This is a genomic window from Streptomyces sp. NPDC046831 (assembly GCF_040645305.1).
Classification (GTDB): Bacteria; Actinomycetota; Actinomycetes; order Streptomycetales; family Streptomycetaceae; genus Streptomyces.
Genome location: NZ_JBEYXZ010000019.1, coordinates 57100 through 70632 on the forward strand (window position 1 = coordinate 57100; position 13533 = coordinate 70632).

At 74.5% G+C, this 13533-nt stretch carries 11 protein-coding genes and 1 tRNA gene; 8 read left to right on the top strand and 4 right to left on the bottom strand.

The annotated features are described in order from the left end of the window. Positions 1–191: 191 nt before the first annotated feature. The 3 genes from ABZ920_RS18060 to ABZ920_RS18070 form a co-directional block, all read right to left on the bottom strand. Complete coding sequence (locus ABZ920_RS18060) at positions 192–1079, bottom strand: DivIVA domain-containing protein (protein WP_361505337.1); 888 nt, start codon at positions 1077–1079, stop codon at positions 192–194. A gap of 450 nt (positions 1080–1529) precedes the next feature. Beyond that, entirely contained in the window at positions 1530–4262 is a 2733-nt protein-coding gene (locus ABZ920_RS18065; RefSeq protein WP_361505340.1) for an SUKH-4 family immunity protein, read from the bottom strand. A gap of 9 nt (positions 4263–4271) precedes the next feature. After that, entirely contained in the window at positions 4272–5294 is a 1023-nt protein-coding gene (locus ABZ920_RS18070) for an SMI1/KNR4 family protein (RefSeq protein ID WP_361505343.1), read from the bottom strand. Between the two features lie 293 nt (positions 5295–5587). Between ABZ920_RS18070 and ABZ920_RS18075 the strand changes: the two genes are divergently transcribed. After that, a complete protein-coding gene (locus ABZ920_RS18075) occupies positions 5588–6103 on the top strand; it encodes a YwqJ-related putative deaminase (protein WP_361505345.1) in 516 nt (171 codons plus the stop codon). Positions 6104–6236: 133 nt separating this feature from the next. Then, complete coding sequence (locus tag ABZ920_RS18080) at positions 6237–6770, top strand: SUKH-3 domain-containing protein (protein ID WP_361505348.1); 534 nt, start codon at positions 6237–6239, stop codon at positions 6768–6770. Positions 6771–6948: 178 nt separating this feature from the next. On the opposite strand, the gene ABZ920_RS18085 is transcribed toward ABZ920_RS18080, so the two are convergent. Beyond that, a complete protein-coding gene (locus tag ABZ920_RS18085) occupies positions 6949–8286 on the bottom strand; it encodes a histidine kinase (RefSeq protein WP_361505351.1) in 1338 nt (445 codons plus the stop codon). Between the two features lie 396 nt (positions 8287–8682). On the opposite strand from ABZ920_RS18085, the gene ABZ920_RS18090 reads away from it, so the two are divergent. From ABZ920_RS18090 to ABZ920_RS18115, 6 genes are all read left to right on the top strand, one after another. Beyond that, positions 8683–8758: transfer RNA gene (locus ABZ920_RS18090), tRNA-Gln, on the top strand. Between the two features lie 123 nt (positions 8759–8881). After that, entirely contained in the window at positions 8882–10330 is a 1449-nt protein-coding gene (glmU, locus tag ABZ920_RS18095; RefSeq protein ID WP_361505353.1) for a bifunctional UDP-N-acetylglucosamine diphosphorylase/glucosamine-1-phosphate N-acetyltransferase GlmU, read from the top strand. 135 nt (positions 10331–10465) lie between these two features. Further along, entirely contained in the window at positions 10466–11440 is a 975-nt protein-coding gene (locus ABZ920_RS18100) for a ribose-phosphate diphosphokinase (RefSeq protein ID WP_361505356.1), read from the top strand. 233 nt (positions 11441–11673) lie between these two features. Beyond that, complete coding sequence (locus ABZ920_RS18105; RefSeq protein ID WP_361505359.1) at positions 11674–12267, top strand: 50S ribosomal protein L25/general stress protein Ctc; 594 nt, start codon at positions 11674–11676, stop codon at positions 12265–12267. Between the two features lie 90 nt (positions 12268–12357). Continuing rightward, positions 12358–12954 carry an aminoacyl-tRNA hydrolase gene (gene pth / locus ABZ920_RS18110; RefSeq protein ID WP_361505362.1) on the top strand — a complete coding sequence of 199 codons (597 nt, stop codon included), beginning with the start codon at positions 12358–12360 and terminating at the stop codon, positions 12952–12954. 41 nt (positions 12955–12995) lie between these two features. After that, complete coding sequence (locus ABZ920_RS18115; protein WP_361505365.1) at positions 12996–13502, top strand: hypothetical protein; 507 nt, start codon at positions 12996–12998, stop codon at positions 13500–13502. The last annotated feature ends 31 nt before the right edge of the window (positions 13503–13533 follow it).

Here is a 13533-nt window from a genome sequence, read left to right on the forward strand (position 1 = left end):
CGGGCGCGTTCAGCCGTACGGCTGAGTCTGCCTCACCCCTTCGGAAGAGGCCTGTCCGAACGGCCGCAGCCGCACGGCCGGTCGCCAGTGCCGGGGAGGTGCGCGGCCGGTCGGGCGTGTGCTCGCACGCCTGGCCGGTCGGGGGCGCGCACGCACCCGGTCGGCCGAGGGGCCTGCTCGCGTGTCGACCGTTACGTCGGCCGTGTCGGGCCTGTGAGCGTCGCGAGGTCGCCGTGCACCGTGTGCGTCGGCTCGCGCAGGCCGTCCCAGAGCTCGCCGTGCTCGCCCAGCATCCGTTCGGCCTGCCGGGCGATCCGTTCCCGGTGGCGCCGGGCGTCGGCGAGCACGCGTGCCGCCCGCGCCCGTGCCTCCTCCTGCCCGCGCAGCGCCGACTCCTCCGCGTCGGCGAGCGCACGCGCCGCCGCGGACAGCGCCGCCTCGGCCCGCGCCGCCCGCTCGGCGTACTTCGCGTCGACGGCGGCCCGGCGCCCGTCCTCCTCCCGCTCAGCCGCGGCCAGCCGCCGGGCGTGCTCGCGCGCCTGGTCGGCCAGCATCGCCTCGGCGAGCTGCCGCTTGTGCCGCAGGTCGGCCAGCGCCTCGGCGCGGCTTCTGCGCACCTGGCGCCGGGCCGCGACGCGGATGTCGTGCACCTCCGCACCGGCCGCGAGAAGCCGCCGCCGGGCGTGCTCGTCGGCCTCGGCGCGCACCGCGTCTGCCTGCTTGCGCGCGGCCTGCAGCACGCCCTCCGCCTGCGCCCGCGCCTCCTCCTCCATGCGCCGCGCCTCCCGCCGCGCCCGCTCCCGGACGGCCTCCGCCTCGTCCTGCCCGGCCGCGAACAGCCGCCGGGCACCGTCACCGAGCGACGCGTAGTCCTGCGGGACGAGCGCCTCGACGGCCTCCCGCAGCCGGACGACCTCCGCCTCCATGTGCCGGGCGAGGACGGTGAGCCGCGCCGCGCGCTCCCAGGCGGCGTCGCGGTCGTCGGAGAGGGCGTCCGCGTACGCGTCGACCTGGTCGGGACGGTAACCGCGCCGCCGCACGACCACGAAGCCGTGGGGCGACACCGATGGGCCGCTCATCCTGGAACCCCTCTCCGCCGAACGGACGCGTAAGGATGACTGCGCGGACATCTTGAGCTATAGGGCGTAAATACTCATAACGCGACACTCCGGACGTAGCCAGCGTCCGTGCTGACGGCCGGTCACTCCCGCCGACGGCGCCGGCGCCGAACGACCTGGCCGGAGCGGCCGGGATCGAGCTCGTGGAGCCGGACGCATCGGACGCGGATGCGCCGGCCCACGCACCGGCCTCGCAGCCCCCGTCCTGACCTGCACCGGCCTCGGACGCGCGTCCCTGCCGGGGCGGGTCCGTGAGCGGGCCGCCGGCGACCGGGGCCAAGCCGGACCGCCCCGTCCCCCATCGGCCGGAACGGAACGCGGGAGGGCCGGGCCCGGTCGCACGACCGGGCCCGGCCCTCGTCCACCACGCGCTGCGCGCCGTTCGTCCCTGCGCGGCGCCGCGTCAGCGGCTCACAGCAGTCCGTCCCACATCTGCTCCAGCAGCACCGACCACCAGCTCTCGGGAGACGCCAGCGCCGCCGGGTCGAGCGCGGCGAGCTGGGCCTGGAAGTCGACCGTCCAGCGGCCCGCCTGCTCCTGGTTGAGGCCGAACCGCAGCCGCCACATCCGCCCGAGCAGCGCCAGGCAGCGCACGAACTCCGGCAGCCCGGTGTTGACGAACTGCGGCGGCACGGACGTACCGCCCGGCCCCGCCTCCACCGGCACCGCGACGATGTTCGCCGTGCCGTACTGCACGCACACGGCCTTGCCGAAGTCGCTGCCCATCACCAGGTACGAGCCGGCGTCCGGCGCCGGCCGCACCCCGCGCTCGGCCGCCAGCTCCGCCAGGGTCGGCACGGGCCGCCCCGGCTGGGCCTGCGCCCAGAAGAAGGGGCCCATGTCCAGCGGCAGCCCCGCCACCACCAGGGTGTGCGCCACGATCGGCGGCACGCCCTGGCGGGAGACCGCTGCCTGCTCGAACCGGTGGACGCCCGGCCCGAACGCGCCCGCCAGCTCCTGCGCGACGCCCTCCGGCGGGATGGGCGGCACGGGCTGCACCGGCGGCAGCGGCGCCCGCACCGGACCCGGCCGCGCGGGGCCGTCGGCCACCTGGTGCAGCTCGCCCTGGTGCGCCAGGAGCTGCTGCATGCCCTGCCGGCGGCTCGCGTGGTCCGTGCCGTAGGGGGCGATGCTCGTGATCCGGGCCTGCGGCCACTGCTCGCGGATCATCCGCGCGCAGTAGGCGCCCGGCAGCTCGCACGACTCCAGTTCCGTGTGCAGCTCCAGCACCTGGTCCGGCGGGACGTTCATGGCGCGCAGTTCGTGGAAGATCTGCCACTCCGGGTGCGGAACACCCGGCGCCGAACGCCGGATCAGCTGCTGCTCGGACCCGTCGTGCGCGCGGTAGCGCAGCACGGCCTGGTAGCCGGGACCGACCGTCGGCTGACCCTGCTGCGGATAGCCGTACGCCGGCGGCTGCTGACCCGGCATCGGCTGACCCGGCATCGGCTGCGGGACCTGGCCGGGCGCGGGCGGCGGTGGCGGCGGCATCGCACCCGGCGGCACGCCGGGCGGGCCGGGCTGCTGCGGGGCGCCGCCGAGCCGGTTCGGGTCGGCGAGCATCGTCGCCGCGTGGTGGACGCCACCGGGAGGCGTACCACCCGGCGCGCCCGGCGGCTGCGGGGGGTGGGGCCCGGGCACGCCGGGCAGGCCCGGAGCGGCCGGCGGCTGGGGCACACCCGGAGCGCCGGGCGCGCCGGGGGGAGCCGGCGGGCCGGGGGGCTGCGGCGCGCCGCCCGGTCGGCTCGGGTCGGCGAACATCGTCGCCGCATGGTGGACGCCACCGGGAGGCGTACCACCCGGCGCACCCGGCGTCCCCGGAGCACCCGGCGGCTGCGGGGCTCCTTCGGGCCCCTCCCGTCCGAGCGAGGACACGAGCTGGGTCGGCGCGTACCCGCCCGCCGGCGCACCGGGACCACCGGGCGGGGGCGGCGCGGGCACGCCCGGTCGCGCGCCGGGAGTCCCCGGGGCACCCGGCGGAGGCGGAGGCGGCGGAGGCGGAGTCGCCCCGCGTCGCGGCGGAGGCGCCGCCTTGCTGGTCGCGGCATCGGCGATGTCGCCGGCATTCGCCGCGAGCGGCCGTCCGGACCCCGTCGAGCCGTCCGCGGGCGGGGGCACCGGAGCACCGGGACCCTGCGGATGGCCGTACGACGGTCCGCCCGGGGGCGGAGGCGGCGGGACGCTGCCCTGCGCGGAGCCCGGCGCACCGGGGGCGGCCGGACCGCCGGACGTTCCCGCCGCACCGCCGGGTGCCGGCTGCGCCGTCGGAGCACCCGCCGCGGGGGAGGTGCCGGAGTCGCCGAGCGCCGGTGCCGTCGTGGTGCGCGGCAGGTGGCTGCCGCCCGCCATCAGCGCCGTCTTCGCGTCGGGAGCGGCGGTGGGCGCAGGCGGCGGGGTGTCGTCGTCGGAGCCGCTGAGCGGCGGCGCGAACACGGTCGCGGGCAGCGGCACGGAACGGTCGTCACCGGTCTCGGCGTTGGTGTCCGTCCCGGCCCAGGGCGTGGCCCCGGCGGGCGTCGCCGGCGAGCCCTGCGCACCGGGGGTGTACGACCCGGCGGCGGAGCCCGGGCCGGCGTCCGGGCCCGGAGCGGCCGGCGCGGCGCCCGGCATCCCGGCCTGCGTCCACGGCAGCGCGCCGCCTTCGGCGGACCCCGGCCCCGCGGACGCGGCAACGGCGCCACCACCACCAGCCGGCGCATCACCGCCGGCCCCGGCGCCGGCCGTCGAGCCGCTCCCGGCCCCGGCGTCCGCCCCGGGACGCCGATCCGGGATGCCCAGCTTGTCCGCCGCCTCCTGGAGCCATTCCGGCGGACTCAGCAGGAACGACGTCTGGTTCAGGTCCACCCGCGCCGGCGGCGCCACCGCCGGCCCGGCCGGCACGTCCGGGCGGCCGTACTCCTCCTCGTACCGGCGGATCACCTCGCCCACCGGCAGCGCGGGCCACAGCGTGGCCTCGCCGCTGTCCCGGGCGATCACCAGCCGCTGCGCGCCCCCGTCCGAACGCGGCCCGTCGGCGCGGTCCTCGGCCCACACCACGAATCCGAGCTCGAACTCCCGTACCCGCACCTCACGATGCTGGTACGACGGCACGTCGCCGTTGACCCACTCCTCCGCGCGCTCCTGCGCCTGCGCGAACGTCACCATCGCCGAAGCTCACTCCCCCGCGGAAGAAACCGGGACGGCACGCGCGAAACCGCCGTCCACCATCAGGTTCGCCACCGTCTCCAGCTCCGGCGGGGAACCCGCCAGCCGGGACAGGAACGCGTCGAAGTCCTCACCGCAGGGCAGCAACAGCCGCTCCACGCGCTCTGCCTGCGTCCACGACGGATCGACGTCCCGCACGTCGTCGTAGGCGCAGAACCACACCGATCCGACCCGGTCGCCCCTCACCTTCACGGCGAGCAGACCGCCCTGCACGAAGGCGACACCCAGATAGTCCTTCGTCAGGTGATCCCGCAGGCACTTGTTGACGTAGACCAGGTCGTTGACCGCCGCCTCCTCCCGCACGGTGAAGAACGGCTGGTCGATCAGCAGCCCCAACTGGGCGTCCAGCGCCGTGCCGACGGGCGCGCAGCCGCCCGCCGCCTTCAGGAAGGACCGGTACGCGCCCGGGAGCCGGTACCCCAGGTCCTCCTCGACGCCCTGCACCTGCTGCTCCGACACCGCGACGCCCGACTTCGGCAGCCCGAAGTGCGCCGGCCGCGTCTCCTGCAACGGCCGCGTGCCGCGCTTGCCCTGGTCGACGTTCGCGGTCGCGATCCCGCCGTGGTGGCGCAGCAGCGCCTTCACCTCGACCGGGACCAGCTCCAGGCGCCGCCCGCCCGCCACGTGGTGCCACGTCCAGCCGTGCGGCGTCGCGACGTAGCCGACCGTGTCCCACAGCTCGTGCCCCGACGCGGCCAGCGCGGCGTTCGCCGACACGTAGTCCGTCAGCCGCAACTCGTCGACGCCGAAACCCTCCGGCGGCTCCGCGATCTCCACGGCCGCCCGCGCGTACGCGGAGAAGTCGGGGTAGCCCCGGTCGTCGACCCGCACCCCTCCCGGGTGACGTGCCGCCCGCACCGGATCCGGGAAGTGCACGACCTGCCCCGCATAGGCCGCGTTCGGCGGCACGGCGTCTCCCCCGGCCTGGCGGCCGGGTGGTGGTACCCCCAGCCCGAGCCGACCTGTCGTCATGGCGGTTGCCCCCTGCGGCACTCTGTACGGCCCGCGGCCACCGGTCCCAGACCGGCCCACCGCGGCCCGTATCGACTACTTCTCTCCAACGCGTTGACCGCACGCATGCGGGTGCCGACAGCCTATGCGGTACGCGGACACCGGTCACCGGCCCACCACTTCCGTGACCAGCCGTCACCCCGCCGTGACGCACCGACCCGACCGGGCGTGTCGCACCGCCCCAGCTTCCGCACCCCCCACGGCATTTGGCACTCTGTGTCCTTCGGGGGGATGCTCCGGAGGGAAAGACGATCATGAACGCGACGCAGACGGAACCGCACGGCACCGCCTCCGGCGACCCGCGGATCGGCTGGAGCGGCACCGGAACGCCCCAGGTTCCCGCCCTCCGCCACCGCCGCGACGGCATACTCCCCACCGTGGCCGCCGCCCTGTCCGTCCGCGGCGCCACGCTCACCGGCACCGCCGCACGCGGCGACCAGCCCCCCGCGCTGCACCCCCTCGTCCAGGACTTCCTCGACGCGCTCACCAGCGCCCAGCGCGACCGCTTCACCGGCCGCTGCGCCGAGACCATCCTCATCTCCCGGCACATCACCGTCGCCGACGCCGCCCGCAGCAAACGCGCCTCCCGCAAACCCATGACGAACGGCGAAGCGCGCAAGGCCCTGAAGCAGGCCAAGCTGACCGCCCGGCGCATCCGCGAGGACGGCGACCCCCTGCACGGCGGCTTCGCCGCGCCCTGCCGCGCCTGCACCGCGCTCAGCGCCCACTTCGGCGTCCGCATCGTCGACCCCACGCCGACGGACGGCTGACCCGGCGGGCCGCTCCACGACCCCGCACCACGGCGCGACCGGTGGCACGACACCGCGGCGACCACCCCACGCGGGCCGAAGCCGCGGCTCGACGACCCCGACGACCCCGACGACCTCGACGAACGAAGGGCAGATGCACACCGACCGCTCCACGCCCCCCAGGCTCCCCGCTCCGCCCGCACAGGGCGGACCTCCGTCCCGCTTCGCCGTCCCCGTCGACGCCGCCCTGCGCGCCGCCGGCTGGCACCCCGGACGCTGGGACATGAAGCAGGCCGAGATCTGGGCCGACACCCTGCGCGAACACGCCTCGCCCGCCGGACACCGCCACACGGTGTTCCCGGCCGCCGTGGAGGCGTGGGCCGAGTTCGGCGGCCTGCACGTCACCGCGGCCGGCCCCGGCCGCCAGGTCGCCCCCGCCGCGCTCCACCTCGACCCGCTGCACGGCCTGCACATGGCCCGGACCCTCGGCGACCTCGGCCGCGCCCTCGGCACCGACGTCTGCCCCCTGGGCGCCGAGACCGACACCGAGTCCCTCCTCGCCGTCGACGCCGAGGGCCGCGTCTACGCCCTGGACCACACCGGTGACTGGTACCTCGGCCCCGACGTCGACCAGGCCCTGTCCGCGCTGATCTCCGGCATAGCACCCGTACGCCTGACCGCGGGCTGAGAGCCCGGGCCGCCGCACCCCCGGCACGCCGGCACCCGCCCCCACGGGTCCGGTCCGGCCCGGCCCACAACGCCCGACCCTCCACGCTCCGGTCCGGGCACGGTGCCCTACCTCACGCCGCCCACAGGTCGCACCAGACCTGGCCTCCCGACGCCCCCGGGTCCGCCACCGCCCGGCCTCACGACGCCGGGATCACCGCCGACACCCGGAAGCCCCCCGCCTCCGTCGGCCCGGACACGAACACGCCCCCGAGCGCCAGCACCCGCTCCCTCATCCCGAGCAGGCCGTTCCCCCCCGACGGCAGCCGCGCCGCGTCCGCCGACCCCGGCTCCGGCGGCGGCTCGTTCTCCACCTGCATCGCGATCTCCGACACCCGGTGCGCCAGGCGCACATGCGTCTTCGCTCCCGCCGCGTGCTTGTGGACGTTCGTCAGCGCCTCCTGCACCACCCGGAACGCCGTCTGCTCCACCTCCGCCGCGTACGGGCGCGCCCGGCCCTCCACCGACAGCCGTACGACCATCCCGGCCGCCGCCGACTGCTCGACCAGCTCGTCCAGCTCCGACAGGCTCGGCCCCGGCCCCTCCGGCGCAAACCCCACGGGCGCCCCGACCGCACGGGAGGCCGCCGCCGCGGCGGCCACCCCCACCGCCGCCAACGGCGCCCCGGACGGCTCCCGCCGCGCCCGCCGCTGCCCCCCGTCGCCGCTGCGCAGCACCCCGAGCATCTCGCGCAACTCGGTCAGCGCCTGCCGGCCCATGTCCCCCACCAGCGCGGCGTTCTTCACCGCCTTCTCCGGATCCTTGCGGGCCACGGCCTGCAGCGCGGCCGCGTGCACCACCATGAGGCTCACCCGGTGCGCCACGACGTCGTGCATCTCCCGCGCGATGCGGGTCCGCTCCTCGTTGCGGGCCCACTCCGCCCGCTCCTCCGCCCGCTCCGCGAGCAGCTGCAACTCCCGTTCCAGGCTGTCCGCCCGCTCCCGCAGACTCTCCATCAGCCGCCGCCGCGCCCCGACATAGAGGCCCAGCAGCACCGGAGGCGCCGTCAGCCCCAGCGACGTCGTCACCGCCGCGAACGGCACGAACCAGTCCCCGAGCGTCAGGTCACCGCGCGCCGTGTCCTGGCGCACCCGCACGAAGGTCACGATCATCGTCCCGACCAGCGACATGCCGGCCAGCGCCGCGATGACCCGGCGCGGCAGCTCGCAGGCCGCCAGCGTGTACAGGCCGACTATGGTTAGCAGGAAGCCCATCTGGGCCGGCGTGATGGCGATCGCCACCAGCACCACCGCGATCGGCCAGCGGCGCCGCACCAGCAGCACCGAGCCGGCCAGCAGTCCGAAGACGATCCCCGCGGACACCGGGATCCCCGCGTCCCGGGCGAACGGAACACCCTCCGCCGCGCACTCCAGCGCGGACACCAGCGCCAGAGTCCCGTCGAGCGTCGCGCTGCGCCACCGTGCCCACCACCACGGCCCGGTCACGGCCGCCGCGTGCTCTTCCCCCGTCGTGGTCATGCCTCCCAGCCTACGGGCGCCGCCCCCGGCTTTTCCGGCGAGTTTCCGCTACCACCCCACACCGCGCCCGGTGATCGAACAGCACCGAAAACAACCGCTGTCCACCGAACTGCCGAGCCCGGGACGGTATACCGCGGAACGGCCCATTCCGGCCGAACGGCCCGCGCGGCGTGCGTTCCCGCGCAGCCGGGCCGACTTCGCCGGCGCGCGGGAGCGGACGACGGCGCCACGACGCGAAAGCCCCGTCCCGCGGTGGGTCCGCGACGTGAGGGCCGCATCCCGCCGCGGATCCGCGCCGGGCGGCCCGGACGGTGCGGATCCGGGCGCTTGTCCGGGCCGGCAGCGCGGAATCACCGCCCGGGCGCGGGCGCGTCTCCGGTAAGGTCTGAAGCGCCGTCCCCCGTGGTGTAACCGGCAGCACACTGGTTTTTGGTACCAGCAGGACAAGGTTCGAATCCTTGCGGGGGAGCCACAGCCGGTCACCGGCGGTCCGGGCCCCGGCCGCCGAGTCCGGCCGCTCCCGTCTCCCCCCGGAAACGCCCCGGTATCCTGCGGATGTCCAACCCCCACCCATCCACAGCCGAAGGGCAACTCCGTGAGCGCCATTCGCCCGGCAGCCGTCGTCGTTCTCGCAGCGGGTGAGGGCACCCGTATGAAGTCGGCCACACCCAAGGTCCTGCACGAGATCTGCGGCCGTTCCCTCGTGGGCCATGTGCTCGCCGCCTCGCGCGAGTTGGAGCCCGAGAACCTGGTCGTCGTGGTCGGGCACGCCCGCGAGAAGGTCACCGCGCACCTCACCGAGGCCGACCCGCAGGTGCGCACCGCGGTGCAGGAGCAGCAGAAGGGGACCGGTCACGCCGTCCGCATGGCGCTGGAGGAGCTCGGCGGCTCCGTCGACGGCACCGTGGTGGTCGTGTGCGGCGACACCCCGCTGCTGACCGGCGAGACGCTGCGGAGCCTGGCGGCCACGCACGACGAGGACGGCAACGCGGTGACGGTGCTGACGGCGCAGGTGCCGGACGCGACCGGGTACGGCCGGATCGTGCGGGACGAGGCGTCGGGCGCGGTGACCGCGATCGTGGAGCACAAGGACGCGTCGGAGTCGCAGCGCGCCATCCGCGAGATCAACTCCGGGGTGTTCGCCTTCGACGGGCGGCTGCTCGCCGAGGCGCTGGGCAAGGTGCGCACGGACAACAGCCAGGGCGAGGAGTACCTGACGGACGTGCTCGGGATCCTCCGCGAGGCGGGCCACCGGGTGGGCGCGTGCGTGGCCGCCGACCACCGCGAGATCGCGGGGATCAACAACCGCGTGCAGCTGGCCGAGGCGCGGCGGACGCTCAACGACCGGCTGCTGACGAACGCGATGCTCGCGGGTGTCACGGTGGTCGACCCGGCGACGACGTGGGTCGACGTCACGGTGGCGTTCGAGCAGGACGTGACGGTGCTGCCGGGCACGCAGCTGCACGGGTCGACGCAGCTCGGCGAGGGCAGCGTGGTCGGGCCGAACTGCCGGCTGACGGACACGAAGGTCGGCAGGGGCGCGCGCGTGGACAACACGGTGTCGGACGGCGCCGTGATCGGCCCGGAGGCGTCGGTGGGTCCGTACGCGTACCTGCGGCCCGGTACGCGGCTGGGCCCGAAGTCGAAGGTCGGCACGTACGTCGAGACGAAGAACGCGCGCATCGGCGAGGGGACGAAGGTGCCGCACCTGTCGTACGTGGGCGACGCGACGATCGGCGAGTACACGAACATCGGCGCGGCCAGCGTGTTCGTGAACTACGACGGCCAGGACAAGCACCACACGACGATCGGGTCGCACTGCCGGACCGGATCGGACAACATGTTTGTGGCTCCTGTCACGGTCGGAGACGGCGCGTACACCGCGGCCGGCTCGGTGATCACGAAGAACGTGCCGCCGGGTTCGCTGGCCGTGGCCCGTGGTCAGCAGCGCAATATCGAGGGCTGGGTGGCCCGCAAGCGCCCGGGGAGCGCGGCGGCGAAGGCGGCCGAGACGGCGTCCCGGGAGCCGGAAGGCGAAGCCTGACCAGAAACACGTACGTCTGGGACGGCGTACCGTGATAAGTGCACATCCGCACCCCCACCAGCCGAGACGGCCTCTCAGGCGCTTTGGAGAGGTCCCTCGACAGCCGGCTGAGAACACCTCTGAGGAGACAGTGCTGTGACCGGGATCAAGACGACCGGCGAGAAGAAGATGATGTTCTTCTCCGGCCGCGCCCACCCCGAGCTTGCCGAGGAGGTCGCCCAGCAGCTAGGTGTCGGGCTCGTCCCGACGAAGGCCTTCGACTTCGCCAACGGCGAGATCTACGTCCGTTACCAGGAGTCCGCCCGTGGCGCGGACTGCTTCCTGATCCAGAGCCACACGGCTCCGATCAACAAGTGGATCATGGAGCAGCTCATCATGATCGACGCGCTGAAGCGCGCGTCGGCCCGCTCCATCACGGTGATCGTGCCGTTCTACGGTTACGCGCGGCAGGACAAGAAGCACCGCGGGCGTGAACCGATCTCGGCGCGCCTGATCGCGGACCTGATGAAGACCGCGGGTGCCGACCGGATCCTGGCCATGGACCTGCACACGGACCAGATCCAGGGGTTCTTCGACGGCCCGGTGGACCACCTCTTCGCCCTGCCGCTGCTGGCGGACTACGTGGGCAACAAGGTGGACCGCTCCAAGCTGACGGTGGTGTCCCCGGACGCCGGCCGGGTGCGGGTGGCGGACCGCTGGTGCGACCGGCTGGGCGCCCCGCTGGCGATCGTGCACAAGCGGCGCGACAAGGACGTGGCGAACCAGGTCACCGTGCACGAGGTCGTCGGTGACGTGAAGGGCCGCATCTGCGTCCTGGTCGACGACATGATCGACACCGGCGGCACCATCTGCGCCGCTGCCGACGCCCTGTTCGCGCACGGCGCGGAGGACGTGATCGTGACGGCGACGCACGGTGTGCTGTCGGGTCCGGCGGCGGACCGGCTGAAGAACTCGAAGGTGAGCGAGTTCGTGTTGACCAACACGCTGCCGACGCCGGGCGAGCTGGAGCTGGACAAGATCACGGTGCTGTCGATCGCGCCGACGATCGCGAGCGCGGTGCGCGAGGTGTTCGAGGACGGTTCGGTCACGAGCCTGTTCGACGAGCAGTAGGGGTCCCGCGCAGGAAGGATCCGGCACCGGGTCCGCCCGAGGCCCCGCGCCCGTGGAGATCGTTTTGGGAACGGCCTCCTTCTCCGAGTAAACTGCTGGAGTTGCTCGGCGAGGGAGGCCGTTCCCGTTTTCGGCGGGACCGGCGGTCCGTAATCGACGCGCTCTTCGTAGCAGGCCGTTCGTTGGCCGGGTGACCCCGACCGTTTTCCACGTACCACTACGAGGAGTGAGCAATGTCCGAGGTGAAGCTCGCCGCCGAGACGCGCACCGAGTTCGGCAAGGGTGCCGCGCGCCGTATCCGCCGCGACAACAAGGTTCCGGGTGTGCTGTACGGGCACGGCTCCGAGCCGCTGCACCTGACGCTGCCGGGCCACGACCTGCTGCTGGCGCTGCGTACGCCCAACGTCCTGATCTCGCTCGACATCGACGGCAAGTCGAACGAGCTGGCGATCCCGAAGGCCGTGCAGCGCGACCCGCTGAAGGGCTTCCTGGAGCACGTCGACCTGCTGCTGGTCAAGCGCGGCGAGAAGGTCACGGTCGAGATCCCGGTGCAGACCGAGGGCGAGCTGGCCCCCGGCGGCAACCTGCTGGAGCACATCCTGGCCGCGCTGCCGGTCGAGGCCGAGGCCACGCACATCCCCGAGGCGCTGACCGTGTCGGTGGAGGGCCTGGAGGCCGGTGCCTCGGTCCACGCCAAGGACATCGCCCTGCCGAGCGGTGTGACGCTGGCCGTGGACGAGGACGCCGTGGTGCTGCAGGTCGTGGCCGCGCAGGTCGAGGCCGAGGAAGGCGAGGAAGGCGAGGGCGAAGAGGCCGCCGAGGCCTGATCCCTCGAGTCCCCATCGTTTCGCCGGCCGCTGCTCTCCCGTGCTCGTGCACGGGGGGCGGCGGCCGGCGCGTATCAAGGAGAGACGGACGTGACCACCCCCGCCAACGCCCCCTGGCTGGTCGTCGGGCTGGGCAATCCCGGACCGGAGTACGCCATGAACCGGCACAACGTGGGGTTCATGGTGGTGGACCTGCTGGCCGAGCGGATGGGCGGACGGTTCAAGCGGGCCGGCAAGGCGCAGGCCCAGGTGCTGGAGGGCCGGATCGGTCCGCCGGGGCCGGGCAGCCGGCGGGTGGTGCTGGCGAAGCCGATGTCGTACATGAACCTGTCGGGCGGCCCGGTGAACGCGCTGCGGGACTTCTACAAGGTGCCGGTGGCCAACATCGTGGCGGTCCACGACGAGCTGGACATCGACCACGGCACGCTGCGGCTGAAGCTGGGCGGCGGCGACAACGGGCACAACGGCCTGAAGTCGATGACGAAGGCGATGGGCGCGGACTACCACCGGGTGCGGTTCGGGATCGGGCGTCCCCCGGGCCGGATGCAGGTGGCGGACTTCGTGCTCAAGGACTTCTCCCCGGCGGAGCGCAAGGAGCTGGACTACTTCGTGGACCGGGCGGCGGACGCGGTGGAGTGTCTGGTCACGGAGGGCCTGGAGCGGGCGCAAAGCGCGTACAACTCCTGACTTGTCCCCCGCCGAGTTGACCTGGCGCAAGGGTGTGGCCAATGATCCCGGCCATGCCTGCCAGCGCCACCACCACCGCCCGCCGGGCCTCGTCCGCCGTGCTGCGGTTCGGGCGCACGGCGGCGATGGGCACGGTCGCGGCGCTGATCCTGGTCGCCGGGGTGTGGGCGTCGTGGGGCACGGCGCAGCACGTGATGCTGACCAAGGGCCGCGAGAGCGGCACGGTGCGGGTGACGCGGTGCGGTGAGGACACGTGCAGCGGCCCGTACGCGCCGGTGTCGCAGGGGTCGACGGCGCGGGACCGGGTCGTGGTCGCCCACACGGCCGGGGTGCGCCTGGGACAGACGTACAGCGTGATCGTGAAGCCGGGCACCGACGAGGTGGTGCGCTCGGGACCCGCCGGCATCCTGTACGCCTGGGCCCCGCTCGGCGGCGCGCTGCTGCTGGCGTCGGTGGTGGTCGCGGGCGGGCTGCGGCGGACGCGGGCGGCCTGGGTACTGGCGGGCGCGGGGGTGGCCCTGCTGACGGGGGCGTTCGTGACGTTGTGAGCCGGCCCCCGGGTGTGCGGGGCCGGTTCGT

Coding starts and splice junctions, on each gene's coding strand:
- ABZ920_RS18080 (WP_361505348.1), top strand. CDS start 6,237: ATGCACACCGACCGCTCCACGCCCCCCAGGCTCCCCGCTCCGCCCGCA.
- ABZ920_RS18085 (WP_361505351.1), bottom strand. CDS start 8,286: ATGACCACGACGGGGGAAGAGCACGCGGCGGCCGTGACCGGGCCGTGG.
- ABZ920_RS18060 (WP_361505337.1), bottom strand. CDS start 1,079: ATGAGCGGCCCATCGGTGTCGCCCCACGGCTTCGTGGTCGTGCGGCGG.
- ABZ920_RS18115 (WP_361505365.1), top strand. CDS start 12,996: ATGATCCCGGCCATGCCTGCCAGCGCCACCACCACCGCCCGCCGGGCC.
- ABZ920_RS18075 (WP_361505345.1), top strand. CDS start 5,588: ATGAACGCGACGCAGACGGAACCGCACGGCACCGCCTCCGGCGACCCG.
- ABZ920_RS18065 (WP_361505340.1), bottom strand. CDS start 4,262: ATGGTGACGTTCGCGCAGGCGCAGGAGCGCGCGGAGGAGTGGGTCAAC.
- ABZ920_RS18105 (WP_361505359.1), top strand. CDS start 11,674: ATGTCCGAGGTGAAGCTCGCCGCCGAGACGCGCACCGAGTTCGGCAAG.
- ABZ920_RS18070 (WP_361505343.1), bottom strand. CDS start 5,294: ATGACGACAGGTCGGCTCGGGCTGGGGGTACCACCACCCGGCCGCCAG.